Source organism: Micromonospora sp. IBSANI012, assembly GCF_052814045.1.
In genome coordinates this window covers 2,146,882-2,164,400 of sequence record NZ_CP199933.1, presented here as the reverse complement: position 1 = coordinate 2,164,400, position 17,519 = coordinate 2,146,882, and the positions used below count along the sequence as shown (strand labels likewise).

Genomic DNA, 17,519 nt, shown 5'->3' with positions numbered 1-17,519 from the left:
TCTCTCCACCGTCGTGGGAGTGCCGATGCGACCATTCCGTCACCGCCGAATCACCGCCGGCGTCGCCCTGGCGACCATGCTGGTCACCGCCGCCCCGCCGACGGCCGCCAGCGCGGACGACAGCAGGAACCGCCGTGCCGGTTACCACCGGGTCGGCTACTTCACCCAGTGGGGCATCTACGGCCGGGCCTTCCCGGTGAAGAAGCTCGACACCTCCGGGGCGGCAAGCCGCCTCACCCACGTCAACTACGCCTTCGGCAACGTCAGCGAGGACGGGCGCTGCTTCGTGGACGGTGGGCCGGGCGAGGGTGACGCCTGGGCCGACTACCAGCGTCCCGTCCCGGCGGAGGAGAGCGTCGACGGCGTCGCCGACGCCTGGGGCGAACCGCTCAACGGCAACTTCGGCCAGTTGGCCAAGCTCAAGGCCAAGCATCCCGGCCTGCAGGTGATGATCTCGCTGGGCGGCTGGAGCTGGTCGACGTACTTCTCGAACGCCGCCCGCACCGACGCCTCCCGGAAGGCGTTCGTGGCCTCCTGCATCGACCTCTACCTCAAGGGCAACCTCCCGGTCCTCGACGGTGGCAGTGGCGGCCCGGGTGCCGCCGCCGGCGTCTTCGACGGCATCGACCTCGACTGGGAGTGGCCGAACTGGCCGGGTGAGCCCGGCAACGTGGTCCGCCCGGAGGACCGGCAGAACTTCACCGAGCTGCTCGCCGAGTTCCGCCGGCAACTCGACGCGTACGGCCGGACGACCCGCAGGCACCACCCGCTGACGGCCTTCCTGCCGGCCAACCCGGCGGCCATGGACGCCGGATACGAGGGTCGCGAAATCTTCCGGCACCTGGACTTCGCCACGGTGCAGGGGTACGACTTCCACGGCGCGTGGGACCCGGTGACCAACCAGCAGTCGGCGCTGCGCGTACCGTCGGGAGCGCCGGACAACCCGGACTTCTCCGCAGAGGTGGCGATCGACGGCTGGCTCGCCCGCGGTGCGCCGCGCGAGAAGCTGGTCCTGGGCATCCCCTACTACGGCCGAGGCTGGACCGGCGTCGGCGGGAGCGGCAACGGTCTCTTCCAGCCCGCGACCGGGCCCGCGCCGGCCACCTTCGAGGCCGGGTACGAGGACTACCGGCGGCTCAAGACCCTGGCCGGCAACGGCTTCACCGTCCACCGGGACCTTCGTGCCGGCCATGCCTGGTTGTTCGACGGCACGACCTTCTGGACGTACGACGATCCGGCGGTGGTGTTGCAGAAGACGCTGTACATCCGGCGGGCCGGCCTGGCCGGAGCGATGGTCTGGTCGTTGGACGGCGACGACGACAACGCCACGTTGACCAAGACGATCGGCCTCGGGCTTGCGACGCCGTAGCCGCGCGCCGCAGCCGGTGCCAGTGGCGGAGATGGGGAGGTGACGTCAGTGGCCCTGCCGGTCGGACGCCCACCGATCGAATTCTTCGCGAACGGCGGCGGCACCGGCCGGCACCACCTGACTCGCGGTGGCGGAGACGGCGTCCTGCATCTCGTCCGCCAGCCAGGCCGGGCCACCGCCGGCCGCCCGCAGCTGCGTCAGGCCTGCCCGGCCCAGCACCAGGGCGGCCACGAGGTAGCCCCCGGTGAGTCCCGCCGTGGCCAGTTTGCGGGGCAGGAAGGTCTCCAGCAGGCGCAGCGCGGTCGCCGAGGCGGCCCCGGCTCCCAGGACCACACACCCTCCGGCGGTGGCGAGCAGCGCCAGACCGACCCCCGCCGGACGAACCGCCCTCAGGACGTGCGTGCGTACCTCGCGGACCTCCGCACGCACCACCTCCGCCACCTCGGCAGCCAAGCGGTCGGTCGGACCGGCCGCCCGTCCGAGTCCGCCGGACCGTCCCGCTGCCGCGTCACTCATGGGCCCGCTCCTCCTCCGTTGGGGGCAGCCGCTTACCCATGAACGTCACCGCCATACCTGTCCCGACGCCCGGGGCGGAAGCTAGGACAAAGGTGACAAGGTGACCGGGGGAGTCGAGCTGTGCCCGGAAGCGGTCGGTCATCCGGCTCAGCGGTGCATGTGCAGGCGGATCGTGGTGGCACCGGGCCTGGTGTGGACGCGTACGAGGTCGCAGAGCTGGTTGACCAGGACGAGTCCTCGGCTGCCCGGCTGCCGTGGCGGCACCGGAAGCCGGCCGGCGAGCGGATTCGTGATGTGCCCGGTGTCGGTGAGCTGGCAGATCAGCCGCGTGCTGTCGGTCCAGACCGCGAGGGTACCGCCCCCGGTGGTGTGTCTGACCGTGTTCGCCGCCAGTTCGTTGACCGCCAGGGTCAGGTCGGCGACCCGGTCCGGGTGCAGCCCCGCGGCGACGGCGTGCGCGGTCACGAACCGGCGGATGGCCGGGAGAGCGTGCACGTCGATGGCGATGGTGCTCGCCCGGGCAGGCGGATCCGGCAGCGGCAGGTTGAACCCGGCGGCAACCGCGACCGGGTCCGCGTAGTACGGGCTCGCCCACTCCGCGCCGTCCTTCTGCAGGACGGGGTGGGTGCGGCAGGCGTCGTCGAGCCAGTCCCGGTCCAGGCGACTGGTGTCGTAGGGACAGAGGATGGTGGCCTGCCGGCCGGCGAACGCCGCGTTGATCAGGGCCTCGTGCTGGGCGCAGGCGGGGTACTCGACAGCGGTACGGCCGGCCCAGATGGGTTCGCCGATGATGCGTACCCGCTTGCCCGGGTGCGCGGCGGCGAAGGCGAGCAGGACGCCGGGAATGATCCGCCCCGGGTTGCGCCCGGCCTCGCTCATGTCGTGCAACTGCACCCGGTCCGCGTCGACGCCGAGCGCGGTACGGATCTGGTGGAGGTTGTCCCCGGGTACCGCCACCATGACCGGCTCGTCGGCGGCGAGGCCGGCGTGGATGAACGGCACCGTGCCGGCCAGGTACTCCTCGCGGTCGCCGTAGAAGAGGGCGGGGTGGACGAAATCGTCGGTCCTGGTGGCGACCGAGATGCTCATGCGGCAGCCTCCGAGTGCGTGGTCCAGCCGCCTCGTCGGGCCATCGCAGCGTCAGTCCGGATACCAGGTTGGCACCGGTCAGGTGAAGTGTACGGGCGGGGCGACGTAACGGCCGGTCAGACCCGACCCGGCCCTGACTGCCGCTGCGGGCCCGGCCCCGGCTGCCGCCGCTGCCGGAGCGGACGAGTCCCGCCGACGGCGGCCCGGCGGTGCCGGTCGGCGCCCGGGCTCACGCGCGACTTGCCGGTCGCCTGGATGGCGAGCACGGCGATGTCGTCGGTCGGCTGTTCGCCGGCGAGCGTGGTCATGATGCGGGCGCAGACCGCTTCGGCGGCACCTGGTTCGACGGCCGCGCAGAGCCGCTCGATGCCGGTGTCGATCACTTCGCCGCGGCGTTCGACGAGCCCGTCGGTGTAGCAGACCAGCACCGCCTCGGCAGGGAACGCGACCTCGGTGTGTCGGCGGGCCGGTCGATCCGGGCGCACACCCAGTGGAAGATCGACTGGAAGGTTCAGCGTCTCGGCGGGCCGTCCCGGGGTGGCCAGCACGGGTGGCAGGTGCCCGGCGAGGGACATCCGGATGATGGTGCGGTCCGGGGAGATCATCGCGTACAGGACCGTGGCGAGGTTCCCGGCCTCGAAATGGTGGATCTTGCGGTCCAGCAGGGTCAGCGCGCTCGCCGGATCGTCGCAGATCAATGCGTACGCGCGCAGCGCGCTGCGCAGGCGCCCCATCACGACCGCCGAGCGCAGCCCGTGTCCCGACACGTCGCCGATGACGACGCCCAGCCAGCCGGACGGGAGGGTGAACACGTCGTACCAGTCGCCGCCCACGCCGGCGTCGTGGCCGGGCACATAGCGGGCGGCCATGTCCACGCCGGGCGCATCGGGCAGGTGGGTGGGCAGCAGGCTGCGTTGCAGGGCGAGGGCGGCGGTGCGGTCGATGCTGCTGGCCCGGCTCCGGCTGGCCAGGCTCGCCCGATCGGCGGCGAGTTGGAGCACCTGCACGTCGTCGTCGGTGAATCGGTGCGGCTGGAGGCAGCCGACGTGCAGTACGCCGATCACTTCGCCGCCGGCGAGCATGGGCACACCCAACAGCGAGCAGACCCCTCTGTCGAACAGCGTCGGGTCGTCCGCGGCCGTGACCTCGTCCAGCACGATGGACTGCTTCTCCCGGGCGATCCGGCCGGCGAAGCCGCGGCCGACGGAGATCCGCGAGCCCTGCCGGACCTCGTCCGCCAACCCTCTCGCCGCGGCGGCCACGAACTGCTGGGCGTGCACGTCCACCAGCAGGACGGCGGCGGTATCGACCCCTAACACCTCTCGCACCCGGTCGAGGAGTTCGTCGAGAAGGTCGTCGACGTCAAGCTTGGACAGCGCGGCATCGGTGATCGCCTCGATACGGCGGAGCCGCTCGTCGCTCCCGCCACCCTGCACACCAATCACGGCAGAAGCCTAGCCCTCCCCGGGCCCGGAGCAGCCCCTCAGGAGCGCCACCGTCACTGCCATCCTGCTGATCTCGGGGTGGCTCATCCCGACGAATCGGTCATCGGGGTGACCGTCGCTCGTCCACCCCCGGCAGGTGGTGCGGGCTGACCGGGCCGGCTCCGCCGCCGCACCGAGCAGAACATGCTCCTACCGCACGTCAACGGAGATCGGCGCGCTGAGCCGGCCCTCGTTCCCGCTGCGATCCAGGCCGGACACGCAGTAGGAGAGCGGGCGGTCGGCGGGGGCGGCGCGGTCGACCCAGCCGGTACCCCGGGCGGTGCCGACGAGCCGGGCCGCGTCGCCGTCCACCCGGTAGACGGCGAAGCTCGCGGCACCGTCCGGGCGCCAGGTCAGCGCCACCCCGCCGGCGTCGCGCCGCCCGCCGGTGACCGCGGGTACGGCGGGCGGCGCCGCCGGTAGCTGCGCCATCGCGGGCACCAACGCCGGGCCGGCGTAGTGCGCTCCGCTGTACCGGCTGACCGCGCCGAGCTTGTCGGCGCGCACCTGGCTGGCGCTGAAGTGCACGCTTCCGCTCACCCCGTGCCGGCGGTTGAGGGCGAGCTGGCGGTCCAGCTCGGCCGGGTCGCGCCAGGCGCCGCGCTCCCCCACCCGGTAGTCGGCCTGGCCGATGTAGAGCTGCACCCGGGTGCCCTTCACCGTGGCCGCCCACCACGGCAGCAGCTTGGCGTAGTCGGCCTTGTCGAATCCGATGTGCCAGTAGAGCTGCGGCACCACGTAGTCGAGCCACTGCTGCCGGACCCAGAGCCGGGTGTCGGCGTAGATGTCGTCGTAGCTCTGCAGACCGGCTGTCGGTGAGCCGGCCGGGTCGGTGCGCTTGTTGCGCCAGATACCGAACGGGCTGATGCCGAACTTGACCCACGGCTTGATCGCTTTGATCCGCTCGCTCATCTCACGGACCAGCGTGTTCACGTTGTCCCTGCGCCAGGCGTGCTTGTCCGGGAACCGCCGGCCGTACCGGGCGAACGCCACGTCGTCCGGGAAGTCCTGCCCGGCCTCGGGGTACGGGTAGAAGAAGTCGTCGAAGTGCACGCCGTCGACGTCGTAGCGCTGGACCGCCTCCAGCATCGAGTCCTCGACGAACGCGCGCGCCTCCGGGATGCCCGGGTTGAAGTAGAGGCGACTGCCGGGCCGGTCGGCGCTGGGATAGGTCACCACCCAGTCGGGGTGCCGCCGCAGCGGGTGTGTCGGCGCCAGCTGGTCCAGCCGGGGGCCGGGCCCCCCGACGGTGGCCGGCTGCCCGCCCCGGTACGGGTTGAACCAGGCGTGGAACTCCAGGTTGCGGGCGTGTGCCTCGCTGATCATGAACTCCATCGGGTCCCAGCCCGGGTCACGGCCGTCGCGGCGGCCGGTCAGCCACTCCGACCAGGGCGCGTACTTTGACGGCCAGAGGGCGTCCCCGCTGGGCCGCACGTGTACGAAGACGGCGTTGTGGTTGCGCCGCACGGCCAGGTCGAGCCAGCCCCGGAACTCCGCCCGCGCCGTCTCGGCCGGCAACCCGCGCCGGCTCGGCCAGTCGATGTTGTTCACCGTCGTGATCCACATGCCGCGCAACTCGCGGGGTGCCAGCGCCGCCCGGCCGGCGCAGTTGGGAGCGGCGTGCGCCGGGCCGAGAGCGGCGACGGCGCCGCGTTCGTCGTCGACGACCCGCTCGCGCACCGACCAGGCGCCGACCGCGACCGCCAGGGCGAGCGCGGCGACGACGGCGATGAGTGCGCGGGTACGACGGCGGTGAGCGGGCGGATCGGCGGCGGGCATTGCCCCAGTCTGCCCAGTGCTGCCCGGCCGGGTGAACCGGGTGGAGGGTTACTTAACGGTCAGCTAAGGCCGGTGGGTCCGCCGGGAGGCGGCGGGCCCGGAGAATTCGGTGTCACCTCGACACGCGGCTGCCCGGCCACAATTCCGGTGGCGGTCCGGGACCGGCCGTTGCGAGACTCTGATCTGTGCGAGAGCCGGACCGATTCCGCGCCGCCGTCGGCACGTGGGCGGCCGGCGGCACGGACGCCGCGGCGGCGGCCGCGGTGGCCCGCGAACTGGCCGAGGATGGCCTGGCAACGGTCGTCCTCGTCGAAGGGGTCAGCGACCGGAGCGCGGTGGAGGCGCTGGCCGTCCGGCGCAACCGGGATCTGGCCGGCGAGGGCGTGTGCGTCCTGCCGATCGGCGGCGCGATGAGCGTCGGTCGGTTCCTGCGGCTCTTCGGCGCGCAGGGGCTCGCCGTGACCATCCGGGGGCTCTGCGACGAGGGCGAAGAGGGCTACTTCCGGCGCGGGCTGGAGCAGGCCGGCCTCGGTAGCGACCTGACCCGCTCCGGGATGGAGGCGTTGGGCTTCTACGTGTGCGTCGCCGATCTCGAGGACGAGCTGATTCGCGCGCTGGGCACGGCCGGGGTCGAGGGGGTCCTGGCGGCCGAACAGGATCTGGCCCGCTTCCGGGTCTTCCAGAACCAGCCCGCGCAGCGGGGACGCGCGATCGAGCGGCAACTGCGCCGCTTCATGGGTACGACCAGCGGTCGCAAGGCCCGGTACGCCCGCGCGCTCGTCGACGCCCTCGACCCGAACCAGGTACCCCGGCCGCTGGCTCACCTGCTCCCGTCCCACTCCTGACCCGCGATCCGGTCCGCCCACGCGGTGAGCGCCCCGAGGGACGTCCCTCAGCGCAGCCGCCGGGCGGCGAACCTGGCGGGCGGCGCGGCGATCGCGTCCTGGGCCGCGATCAACTGGATCTCCCGGGTGCCCGCCGCGAGGGTCGCCTCCAGTACGGCGAAGACGGAGGCGATGGTGCGTTCCAGCGCCGTGGCGGGCGAACCCGTCGTCCACAGGTGCGCGAGGTACAGCGCCGCGGTGACGTCGCCGCCGCCGTTGGGGCTGATCGGCAGCAGCGGGGTGGTCACCGCCCAGGCGCCCTCGTCGGAGACGGCCACCACTTCCAGCGACCCCACCGGCACGTCACCGTGGAGCACGCTGGTGACCAGGACGTGCCGCGGTCCCGTCTCGCGTACCACGTCGACCGCGTCCAGCAGCTCGGGCAGGGAGTTGGTCGCCCGGCCGGCGAGGAAGTCCAGCTCGAAGTGGTTCGGGGTGATGATGTCCGCGCGCGGGACGACGGTGTCCCGCAGGTACTCCGGGATGCCCGGCCGGACGAACATCCCGCGGCCGGCATCGCCCATCACCGGATCGCAGCAGTACACCGCGTCCGGGTTGGCGGCCTTGACCTTGTCGACCGCGTCGAGGATCACCGCGCCCATCGCCGGGTCACCCTGGTAGCCCGACAGCACCGCGTCGGCGCTGCCAAGGACCCCGCGGTCGCCGATACCCGCGATCACCTCGGCCACGTCGGCCGGCGCCAGCAGCGGCCCGCGCCACGCGCCGTACCCGGTGTGGTTGGAGAAGTGGACCGTCACCACCGGCCAGACCTCGTGCCCGAGGCGCTGAAGGGGGAAGGCGGCCGCGGAGTTGCCGACGTGGCCGTAGGCGACCGAGGACTGGATGGACAGGATCTTCACCGGCTCATCATGGCGGTTCCCGCCGGTGCCGCGCGTACGGCCCGCCGCTTCTCACGGATTCGCCCACCCCGGCCGCTTCGCCGGCGAGTACCGGCCCGCTTCGGCGCGTCGCTGACGAGCGTCAACCCCTGCCCAGGGTCGGGCGGCGGCTATCGGACCTTACGAGTGGATCGCACCACGATGTCGTCGTACCCGGGGTGCTTGCCCAGCCACTCGGCGAGGAACGGGCAGATCGGCACCACCGTCCGGCCCCTGGCCCGCGCGTCGTCCATCACCGCGCGAGCGAGGGTCGAGCCGAGGCCCCTGCCTTCGAACTGCGGATCGACCTCGGTGTGCGTGTAGGCGATGATGTTGCCGGTCAACTGGTAGGTGACCACCCCGGCCAGCGCACCCGACTCGTCCCGCGCCTCGAACCGCTCCCGCTCCGGCGCGTCATTCACGGTGAACTCCACCCCACCATCGAAGCACGCCCGCCTGCGGAACCGGGTGTGAGGCCGGCAACGCTCCCGGGCACCGCGGCCCGGACGAACCGCGTCGTCGGTGCCGGCTCACCGGGCGTCAGTGCGCTGCCACGACCACCGCTTCCGGCGCCAGGCCGGCGAGCCGGGCCGGCCGCACCACGACGAGCAGCACCGCCATCGCCGCCACCATGCCACCGGCGACGACGAGCGCCATGGCCACCGCGCCGGTGCCCAGCACGCCCACCAGGGGCGCGGCCAACGCGCCGACGCCGAACTGCACGGCGCCGAGCAGGGCGGAGGCCGTACCGGCCGCTTCCCCGTGCCGGGACAGGGCCAGGGCCGGCGCGTTCGGCATCGCCAGACCGGCCGCCGCGAGCACCACCCACAACGACACCAGCAGGCTCGGCAACCCGCCGAGGCCGGTCGCGGCGAAGGCGAGAAGGGCCAGTCCGGCCACGGTTCCCACGCCCAGGGCGACGACGAGGATCCGCTGCGGCGAGTGGCGGCGCAGCAGCCGTACGTTGAACTGGGTCGCCGCGATCAGTCCGACCGCGCCCGCGCCGAAGGCCAGCCCGAACTGCTGCTCGTCCAGCCCGTACTGCTGTTGCAGGACGAACGACGACCCGGCGACGTAGGCGAACAACGCCGCCATGGCCAGCCCGGCGACCAGCACCAGGCCCACGAACGTCCGGTCCCGCAGCAGCGCGCCGTACACGATGACCGTCGCGACCACCCCGCCGCGCCGGCGCCGCTCGGCCGGCAGCGTCTCGCGGAGGCCGAGCGCGGCGACCACGACGAGCAGCACACCGAAGGCGGCCAGGGCCACGAACACGCCGCGCCAGTCGGTCCAGCGCAGCAATCCGCCACCGAGGGTCGGCGCGAGGATCGGCGCCGCCCCCATGACCAGCAGCAGCCGGGAGAGCAGCCTGGCGAAGGCCGCGCCGTCGAACAGGTCGCGGACCACGGCCATCGCGACGACCGTGGCCGCCGCCACGCCGAGGCCCTGCATCACCCGCAGGCCGCCGAGAACCGTGACGTTCGGTGCGACCACGCAGAGCAGCGACGCCACGACGTGCAGCGCGATGCCGGCGATCAGCGGCGCGCGCCGGCCGACGGCGTCGGACAGCGGGCCGATCAGCAACTGGCCGACGGCGAGGCCCGCCAGCGTGCCGGTGAGGGTCAGTTGGACCGCCGCCGGCGTCGTCCGGAAATCGTCGACGATGGCGGGAAGCGCGGGCAGGTACATGTCGATGGTCAGCGGACCCACCGCGATCAGCGACCCGAGCACCAGGACGAGCCGCAGGCGTTGTCGGGGGGTCATCAGGTCGCCGGGTGTCAGCGGGACCGCCCGCCCCTCCGGGGCGTCGACGGTCATCGGGTCGTCTTCGATCGGCCGTCACGGAGCCGGGCCGGGTGCAGGGCAGGAGTCACACCTGAATCCAAATCCGGATCCGGTGATCTGATTCCCCGTCGCCGAACAGGTAACGCAGGTCACAGCCGGGCGACGGCGGTCAGCCGGCGATCCGGCAGCGGATTCCGGTGGGTCAGGCGGGGTTGGCCCGCCTCGCCGCCTGGCGCCGCAGTTCGTGGCGGGCCAGGGCGTTCTTGTGCACCTCGTCGGGTCCGTCGGCGAAGCGCAGGGTGCGGATGCGGGCGTAGGCGCCCGCCAGCGGGAAGTCCTGGGAGAGGCCGGCGGCGCCGTGCACCTGGATCGCCTTGTCCAGGATCCACTGCACGGTCGCGGGGGTGGCGATCTTGATCGCCTGGATCTCGGTGTGCGCGCCCTTGTTGCCGACGGTGTCCATCAGCCAGGCCGTCTTGAGGACCAGCAGTCGCAGCTGCTCGATCCGCACCCGGGACTCGGCGATCCAGTCGCGGATCACCCCCTGCTCGGCCAGCGGCCTGCCGAACGCGGTCCGCTGCTCGGCGCGGGCGCACATCAGCTCGACGGCCTGCTCGGCGACGCCGATGGAGCGCATGCAGTGGTGGATGCGGCCGGGGCCGAGCCGGGCCTGCGCGATAGCGAAGCCGTCGCCTTCGCCGCCGATCAGGTTCTCCACCGGCACGCGTACGTCGTGGAACTCCAGCTCGGCGTGCCCGCCGTGGTCGTGGTCGTCGTACCCGAACACCTCCATGCCCCGCTTGATCACCAGGCCCGGGGTGTCCCGTGGGACCAGCACCATGGACTGCTGACGGTGCCGCTCGGCGTCCGGGTCGGTCTTGCCCATGACAATGAGGATCCGGGCGTTCGGGTTCATCGCGCCGGTGATCCACCACTTGCGGCCGTTGATCACGTACTGGTCGCCGGCCCGCTCGATCCGGGTCGAGATGTTGGTGGCATCGGAGGACGCCACGTCTGGCTCGGTCATGGCGAACGACGACCGGATCCGACCGTCCAGCAGCGGCTCCAACCACTGCTTGCGCTGCTGCTCGGTGCCGAACATCGCCAGCACCTCCATGTTGCCGGTGTCCGGGGCGGCGCAGTTCAGGGCGGCGGGCGCCAGGTGGCTACGTCCGGTGATCTCCGCCAGCGGGGCGTACTGCAGGTTGGTCAGGCCGGCTCCGTGCGTGCCCGGCAGGAAGAGGTTCCACAGCCCGCGCTTCCTCGCCGCGGCGCGCAGCTCCGCGAGCACCGGCACCGCGTCCCAGGCCCAGCGGTTGCCGAGCTGCCCGAGCTGCTCGTGGAAGGCGTGCTCCGCCGGGTAGACATGGCTGTCCATGAAGTCGAGGAGGTTGTCCCGCAGCCCCTCGGTCCTCGGGTCCAGGGCGAAGTCCATCAGTGCTCCTTGAGGTAGGTCAGGCCCGCGTCGAGCAGCAGCTCGGTGACCTCGCCGAGGCGCTCGAAGCCGGAGCCGACGGTCTGGCCGCGCAGGTGCCGGTAGTGGATGCCCTCGAGGATCGCGGCCAGCTTGAAGGCCGCCAGCCCGAGGTGGAAGCCGAAGGGCGGGAGGGGGCGGGTGCTGCTCGCCGCGTACCGGTCGAGGATCTCGTCCTCGGTCAGGAAGCCGGGCGCGGACGAGGCGTCGGCGACCGCCACCCCGACGAGCCGCCCGAGGCGCTGGTAGAGCACCAGCAGCGCCAGGTCGGTGAGCGGGTCGCCGAGGGTGGCCATCTCCCAGTCGATGACGGCCGCGAGGCGGTCGCGGTCGTCGGTGAGGACGTTGTCGAGGCGGTAGTCGCCGTGCACGATGCCCGGCGTGGACTCGCTCGGCACGCCGGACGCCAGCCGGGCGTGCAGCTCGTCGGCGGCCGGCAGGTCCCGGCAGTACGACGCGTCGAGCTGCTTCTTCCAGCGACTCACCTGCCGAGCCAGGAAGCCCTCCGGCCGGCCGAAGTCGGCCAGCCCCACGGCCACCGGGTCGACCGCGTGCAGCGCGGCCAGGGTGTCGACCAGCCGGGTCGAGATGACCCGGGTACGTTCCGGGCCGAGCCGCTCGAGTTCGGCCGCGTGCCGGTACGCCGTACCGTCGACCCGCTCCATCACGTAGAACGGGGCGCCCAGCACGTCGGCGTCGGAACAGAGCGCGTACGTCTTCGGCACCGGCACGTCGGTCGGCCAGAGCGCCGACATGACCCGGTACTCCCGGCTCATGTCGTGCGCCGTGGCCAGCACGTGCCCCAGCGGCGGCCGCCGGACGATCCAGGCCCTCCGCCCGTCACCGACCTCGTAGGTGAGGTTGGACTTGCCGCCGGCGACCAGCCGGGCGGTCAGCTCCCCGGCCGCCTCGGGAACCGAGGTGGCGAACCAGTCGGAGAGTCGGGCCAGGTCGAGGCCCGGCGGGTCGGGCCGGTCGGCGGCGGTCACGGCACCAGGATGCTGACGGTCTCGACCACGCACGCCGGCTTCCCGGCGCCGGCCAGCTCGACGGTCACCTTCGCCGTGAGCTGGTAGCCACCGCCGCCGGGCACCAACGACAACAGCTCCACTCCGGCCCGCACCTGGGAGTCGACGGGGACCGGGGAGGGGAAGCGGAGCTTGTTGGCCCCGTAGTTCACGCCCATGCTGAGCCCCTCCACCTTGTACACCTGCCAGACCAGCATCGGCACCAGCGACAAGGTCAGGTATCCGTGCGCGATGGTGCTGCCGAACGGGCCGTGCGCCGCCTTCGCGGGGTCGACGTGGATCCACTGGCGGTCGCCCGTCGCCTCGGCGAAGGCGTCGATCTGCTGCTGGGTGACGGTGTGCCAGTCGGAGTAGCCGAGGTGGGTGCCGACCGCCTGCTCCAGCTCCTCGATGCCGTGGAAGACCTTCATCATCTCTCCTTTCCCGGTCAGGCCTTCGGCCCGCCGGCGACGTACAGCACCTGGCCGGACACGAAACCGGCTCCCTCGCTGGCGAAGAACGACACGGCGTGCGCGATGTCCTCCGGCGTGCCGGTGCGGGCGACGGGGATCTGCGCCGCGGCGGCGTTCTTGAAGTCCTCGAAGGCCATGCCGACCCGCGCCGCGGTGGCGGCGGTCATCTCGGTCTCGATGAAGCCGGGGGCGATCGCGTTCGCCGTGACCCCGAACTTCCCGAGTTCCAGGGCGAGCGTCTTGGTGAAGCCCTGCAGGCCGGCCTTGGCGGCCGCGTAGTTGGCCTGGCCCCGGTTGCCCAGGGCGGAGGTGCTGGACAGGTTGACGATCCGCCCCCAACCGGCCTTGGTCATGTAGCCCTGCACGGCGCGGCTCATCAGGAACGAGCCCCGCAGGTGCACGTTGATGACGGCGTCCCAGTCGTCGGCGGTCATCTTGAACAGCAGGTTGTCGCGGGTGATGCCGGCGTTGTTGACCAGCACGGTCGGCTCGCCCAGTTCCTCGGCGATCCGGTCCACGGCGGCCTGCACCGCCTGCTCGTCGGCGACGTTGGCGCCGACGGCCAGGGCTCGGCCGCCGCCGGCCTGGATCTCCTCGACGACCGGCTTGCCCGCCGCTTCGTCCAGGTCGACGACGGCGACGGCGAAGCCGTCCCGGGCGAGGCGCTTGGCGACGGCGGCGCCGATGCCACGGGCCGCTCCGGTGACGACTGCGGTGCGGGTGACGGTCATGGGGTCAACTCCTCGGTGCGGGCGGGATGGGGCAGGTCGGCTCCGGGCCGCGGCCGTGGGAGGCCGGTGCGAGCGGCGGGCAGCAGCGCGGCGATCGCGGCCCGCGTGCTGTTGGCGTCGGTGTGCAGCAGCGCGCGCATGCCGACGGCGCGGGCGCCGAGCACGTTTGGTTCGGCGTCGTCGACGAAGAGCACCCGGTCGGCCGGCAGCCCGAGTCGCTCCAGGGTGAGCGTGTAGATCGGGGCGAGCGGCTTGCGCAGCCCGACCTCGCCGGAGATGACGACGGGATCGAAGAGCCCGTCGATCAGCTCGCGCGGGTACGTGTTGCCCCAACTGTTGGAGAGCAGGCCGACGCGCACGCCGGCGTCGCGCAGCTGCCGGGCCAGGTCGACCATCGCCGGGTCGGGGCGCATCCCGGCGAAGAGCCGGGCCAGGACGCCGACCGGATCGACCGCACGCCCGTCGAGCGTGGTGAGCTCGGCGGCGAGCAGCGCGTCGAACTCGTCGACGCCCAGCGCCCCGGTCTCCAGGCCGTGGACGGGGGTGCCGTCCGGGGCGCCCCGGGACAGCCAGGCCTTGAGCGTGCGGGAGAACGACGCCGGGTCGATGCCGTCGGCGTGCAGCCACGCGGCGATCGAGTCCCGGACCGGTCCGGTGAGCACGCCGCCGTAGTCGAAGACCACGGCGTCCACCTGGTTCGCGGTGCTCACGAGACGTACACCACCCGGCCGACGGTGACGCCGTCGGCGAGCTCCTGCACCCCGTCGGCCACCTCGTCGAGCGCGAGGCGTTGGCTGACCAGGGGTCGTACGGCGCCCTGGGCGGCCAACGCGGTGAGGGCGCGATGGCATTCGGCGACGGCCGCCGGGTCGTAGCGGTGGTACAGGCCCCAGTGCAGGCCGACGATCGAGTAGTTCTTGACCAGGGCGTGGTTGAGCGCGGCGGACTGGATCTGACCGCCGGCGAAGCCGACCACGAGGATCCGGCCCTCGAAGGCGACGCACTTGGTCGAACGCTGGTAGGTCTCGCCGCCGACCGGGTCGTAGACGACGTCGGCGCCCCGACCACCGGTCTCGGCCTTGACCACCTCGACGAAGTCCTCTTCCCGGCGGTCCACGACCACGTCGGCGCCGAGCGCCCGGGCCACCGCCGCCTTCTCCGGACCACCCACGACGCCGATCACCCGGGCGCCGGCCGCCTTGCCCAACTGGACGGCGGCGCTGCCGACGCCGCCAGCCGCGGCGTGCACCAGCAGCGTCTCGCCCGCGCGCAGCCCGGCCCGCCGGTGCAGGCCGAACCAGCCGGTCTGGTACCCGATGTAGAGCGAGGCCGCCTCGGCGTCGTCGAGCTCGGCGGGCGCGGGGAACGTGGCCGCCGCAGCCAGCAGCGCGAACTCCGCGAACCCGCCGTACGGCAGCGTCGCGCCGCCGAGCACGCGGTCGCCGACGGCGAACCCGTCGACACCTTCGCCGAGCGCGACGACCTCGCCGCACAGCTCGACCCCGGGGGTGAACGGAAGCTCCGGCTTGACCTGGTACTCGCCCCGGCACATCAGGACGTCCGGGAAGTTGGCCGGAGCGGCCAGCACCCGCACCACGAGCTGCCCGGGGCCCGGCTCCGGGTCGGCCACGTCGACGAGCCGGAGCACGTCGCGGGGCTCACCGAGGTCGGCGACCCGCCATGCCTTCATCGGGCTGCCCCCTGGTCCTCGAGTCGCTGCTGGAGCTTGTTCATGCCGTTGAGCCAGCGGTCGGTGTCGGTGGCGCGGTGCGCGTAGTAGGTGGCCACCCGGGGATGCGGCAGGACGAGGAACCGGTCGTCGTGGAGGGCCTGCCACGTCGCCTCGGCGACGTCCTCGGGGGTGATCGCCGCATCGTGGCTGAGCAACTCCTGCAACGGCCCGGCGTTGTCGAGCATCCGGGTCCGTACGCCCTGCGGGCAGATCGCCTGCACCACGACGCCACGGTGCCGGTAGGTCAACGACAGCCACTCGGCGAACGCCACGCAGGCGTGCTTGCTGACCGAATAGGTCGGGCTCCCGATCATCGTGAGCAGCCCGGCCGCCGACGCGGTCACCACGAACCGACCCGAGCCGCGCTCGACCCAGCCGGGGACCAGCAGCCGCGCGGCCCGTACGTTGGCCATGACGTTCACCTCGTGGCTGGCGGCCCAGTCCTCCTCGGTGGCCAGCAGCCCGTTACCGCGGTCGATGCCGGCGTTCCCGATCCAGACGTCGATGCTGCCCAGGTGGCCTCGGGCCGCCTCGACCAGCGCGGCGACCCCCTGCTCGGTGGCGGCGTCACCGGGGGCGGGCCGGCCACCGATCTCCTCGGCCACCCGGACGGCGGCCTCGGCGTCGAGGTCGTTGACGACGACCCGGGCGCCCTCAGCGGCGAGTCGGGTGGCCAGCGCGCGGCCGATGCCGTGGCCGGCGCCGGTGACGACGACGCCCTTGTCCCGTACCGGCATCAGACACCTCCGGTCAGGGTGACGCCGCCGTCGATCACCAGCAGCTGGCCGGTCATCCAGGCGGCGTCCTCGGAGAGCAGGAACGCGACGACGCTCCCGATGTCGTCGGGGACGCCGAGCCGCTTGAGCGGGTACGCCGCGGCCACCTGCTCCTCCCGCCCCTCGTACAGGGCGGTGGCGAACTTCGTCTTCACCACGGCCGGGGCGACCGCGTTCACCCGGATGTCCGGGCCGAGCTCGACGGCGAGTTCCTGGGTGAGGTGGATGAGCATCGCCTTGCTGGCCCCGTAGAAGCCGATGCCGGGCGCGGGCCGGAGGCCGGCCACCGAGGAGACGTTGACCACGGCCCCGCCGTGCTCCTTCATCCAGCCCCGATAGGCCTGCTGCACCCAGGACAGGGCGGCGAGGCAGTTCACCTCGAAGATCTTGCGGGCGGCGGCCAGGTCCAGCTCGACCATCGGCCCGTACGTCGGGTTGATGCCGGTGTTGTTGACCAGCAGATCGACGCTGCCGAAGGTGTCGATCGCGCGCGTGACGACCTCGGCCTGGTGGTCGGCGTCGTCGGCGTGGCCGGCGATGCCGAGCGCGTGCTCCGGGCCCAGCTGGGCGACGGCCTGGTCGAGCGCCTCCTGTTTGCGGGCGGTGATGACGACCTTGGCGCCTTCGGCCACCAGCCGCTCGGCGATGGCCAGGCCGATGCCCCGGCTGGCACCGGTCACGATCGCCGTTCGTCCGGTGAATCTCGTGGACGTCGCTACAGCTTGGGACACGGCCTCCCCTTCAGGGTTACTAAGCGCTTGCTTACGTTAGGCTCGATGAAGTGTGCGACGCCGCAGCGGCCGCCGTCAACAGGTCCGGCCCGGCGGCTGACATCCGGGCCGGTCCACCGGGCGTTGTGGTATCAATGCCGGCCAGGCAGAAGGAAGGATGGACGCGGGTTGACCTCCACCGCCGATCACTCTCGCGCCGACGCGACCCGCGCCCGGCTGCTCGAGGCGGCCGTCGACGCGTTCGCCGAGCGAGGCTTCCACGGCACGACGACACGCGACATCGCCGGCGCGGCCGGGCTGAGCCCGGCCGCCCTCTACGTGCACCACAAATCCAAGGAGGAGCTGCTCTACCTGATCGCGCGATCAGGACACGAGCACGTGCTGCGCCTCGCGCAGGAGGCGATCGCGTCGTCCGACGACCCGGCCACGGCGCTGCGGCGTGCCGTCCACGACTTCGTCGTCTCGCACGCCCGCGACCACACCCGCACCCGGGTCGTGAACTACGAGCTGGCCGCACTGAGCCCCGAGCATCTCGCCGAGATCCGTGCCGTGCGCCACCGGATCGAGCAGGCGTTCCGCCAGCTCGTGGAGGCCGGCGTCGCCGCCGGTGTCTTCGACACCCCGGATCCGCGAATCGCGGGGGCGGCCCTGCTGTCCCTCGGCGTCGACCTCGGCCGGTGGTACCGCGACGACGGCGGCTGGAGCCCCGAGTACATCGCCACCCAGTACGCCGAGATGGCACTCCGTATCGTCGGCGCCCGCTGAACAACACCGAGGGCGATCAGGCCCGCGACCACGACCACCTGGCCGT

General features: G+C 72.5%; 18 protein-coding genes. 3 read left to right on the top strand and 15 right to left on the bottom strand.

Annotated elements, in window-relative coordinates; genetic code table 11:
- Positions 1–25 precede the first annotated feature (25 nt).
- Entirely contained in the window at positions 26–1,369 is a 1,344-nt protein-coding gene (locus ACTWM8_RS10160; protein WP_446213583.1) for a glycoside hydrolase family 18 protein, read from the top strand.
- Between the two features lie 45 nt (positions 1,370–1,414).
- Here ACTWM8_RS10160 and ACTWM8_RS10155 read toward each other — a convergent pair whose 3' ends face one another.
- The 4 genes from ACTWM8_RS10155 to ACTWM8_RS10140 all read right to left on the bottom strand — a co-directional run bounded on the left by ACTWM8_RS10155 (position 1,415) and on the right by ACTWM8_RS10140 (position 6,237).
- Entirely contained in the window at positions 1,415–1,885 is a 471-nt protein-coding gene (locus tag ACTWM8_RS10155) for a phage holin family protein (RefSeq protein ID WP_446213582.1), read from the bottom strand.
- A gap of 147 nt (positions 1,886–2,032) precedes the next feature.
- The gene (locus tag ACTWM8_RS10150) at positions 2,033–2,974 is read right to left on the bottom strand and encodes an anti-sigma factor RsbA family regulatory protein (RefSeq protein WP_446213581.1); all 942 of its coding nucleotides are present in this window, start codon (positions 2,972–2,974) and stop codon (positions 2,033–2,035) included.
- Between the two features lie 116 nt (positions 2,975–3,090).
- Positions 3,091–4,419, bottom strand: coding sequence for a PP2C family protein-serine/threonine phosphatase (locus tag ACTWM8_RS10145; RefSeq protein WP_446213580.1), 1,329 nt, complete (start codon positions 4,417–4,419; stop codon positions 3,091–3,093).
- 189 nt (positions 4,420–4,608) lie between these two features.
- Positions 4,609–6,237 (bottom strand): family 10 glycosylhydrolase, encoded by a 1,629-nt coding sequence (locus ACTWM8_RS10140; RefSeq protein ID WP_446213579.1) that lies wholly within the window; start codon positions 6,235–6,237, stop codon positions 4,609–4,611.
- Positions 6,238–6,422: 185 nt separating this feature from the next.
- Here ACTWM8_RS10140 and ACTWM8_RS10135 point away from each other — a divergent pair, with 185 nt between their 5' ends.
- Positions 6,423–7,082, top strand: a complete 660-nt coding sequence (locus tag ACTWM8_RS10135; protein WP_446213578.1) for a TOPRIM nucleotidyl transferase/hydrolase domain-containing protein — start codon at positions 6,423–6,425, stop codon at positions 7,080–7,082.
- 47 nt (positions 7,083–7,129) lie between these two features.
- Here ACTWM8_RS10135 and pdxY read toward each other — a convergent pair whose 3' ends face one another.
- The 11 genes from pdxY to ACTWM8_RS10080 form a co-directional block, all read right to left on the bottom strand.
- On the bottom strand, positions 7,130–7,981 hold the full coding sequence (pdxY, locus tag ACTWM8_RS10130; protein WP_446213577.1) for a pyridoxal kinase PdxY: 852 nt from the start codon (positions 7,979–7,981) through the stop codon (positions 7,130–7,132).
- 149 nt (positions 7,982–8,130) lie between these two features.
- Positions 8,131–8,421: a GNAT family N-acetyltransferase gene (locus ACTWM8_RS10125; protein WP_446213576.1), complete on the bottom strand. Its 291-nt coding sequence runs from the start codon at positions 8,419–8,421 to the stop codon at positions 8,131–8,133.
- Between the two features lie 118 nt (positions 8,422–8,539).
- Positions 8,540–9,817, bottom strand: a complete 1,278-nt coding sequence (locus tag ACTWM8_RS10120; protein ID WP_446213575.1) for a multidrug effflux MFS transporter — start codon at positions 9,815–9,817, stop codon at positions 8,540–8,542.
- Positions 9,818–9,986: 169 nt separating this feature from the next.
- Positions 9,987–11,219: an acyl-CoA dehydrogenase family protein gene (locus ACTWM8_RS10115; RefSeq protein WP_446213574.1), complete on the bottom strand. Its 1,233-nt coding sequence runs from the start codon at positions 11,217–11,219 to the stop codon at positions 9,987–9,989.
- Positions 11,219–12,247 (bottom strand): phosphotransferase family protein, encoded by a 1,029-nt coding sequence (locus tag ACTWM8_RS10110; protein WP_446213573.1) that lies wholly within the window; start codon positions 12,245–12,247, stop codon positions 11,219–11,221. Before ACTWM8_RS10110 ends, ACTWM8_RS10115 begins: the two co-directional genes overlap by 1 nt.
- Positions 12,244–12,696, bottom strand: a complete 453-nt coding sequence (locus tag ACTWM8_RS10105; RefSeq protein WP_358007233.1) for a MaoC family dehydratase — start codon at positions 12,694–12,696, stop codon at positions 12,244–12,246. The genes ACTWM8_RS10110 and ACTWM8_RS10105 overlap by 4 nt, the downstream gene beginning before the upstream one ends.
- A gap of 17 nt (positions 12,697–12,713) precedes the next feature.
- Entirely contained in the window at positions 12,714–13,469 is a 756-nt protein-coding gene (gene fabG, locus ACTWM8_RS10100; RefSeq protein WP_446213572.1) for a 3-oxoacyl-ACP reductase FabG, read from the bottom strand.
- Positions 13,466–14,179, bottom strand: a complete 714-nt coding sequence (locus ACTWM8_RS10095; RefSeq protein WP_446213571.1) for an HAD family hydrolase — start codon at positions 14,177–14,179, stop codon at positions 13,466–13,468. Before ACTWM8_RS10095 ends, fabG begins: the two co-directional genes overlap by 4 nt.
- Positions 14,176–15,159, bottom strand: coding sequence for an NADPH:quinone oxidoreductase family protein (locus tag ACTWM8_RS10090; protein WP_446213570.1), 984 nt, complete (start codon positions 15,157–15,159; stop codon positions 14,176–14,178). Before ACTWM8_RS10090 ends, ACTWM8_RS10095 begins: the two co-directional genes overlap by 4 nt.
- Positions 15,156–15,938 carry an SDR family oxidoreductase gene (locus ACTWM8_RS10085; protein WP_446213569.1) on the bottom strand — a complete coding sequence of 261 codons (783 nt, stop codon included), beginning with the start codon at positions 15,936–15,938 and terminating at the stop codon, positions 15,156–15,158. The genes ACTWM8_RS10090 and ACTWM8_RS10085 overlap by 4 nt, the downstream gene beginning before the upstream one ends.
- Complete coding sequence (locus tag ACTWM8_RS10080; protein ID WP_446213568.1) at positions 15,938–16,657, bottom strand: SDR family oxidoreductase; 720 nt, start codon at positions 16,655–16,657, stop codon at positions 15,938–15,940. The genes ACTWM8_RS10085 and ACTWM8_RS10080 overlap by 1 nt, the downstream gene beginning before the upstream one ends.
- Before the next feature lie 219 nt (positions 16,658–16,876).
- Here ACTWM8_RS10080 and ACTWM8_RS10075 point away from each other — a divergent pair, with 219 nt between their 5' ends.
- On the top strand, positions 16,877–17,473 hold the full coding sequence (locus ACTWM8_RS10075; protein ID WP_446213567.1) for a TetR family transcriptional regulator: 597 nt from the start codon (positions 16,877–16,879) through the stop codon (positions 17,471–17,473).
- Positions 17,474–17,519 lie beyond the last annotated feature (46 nt).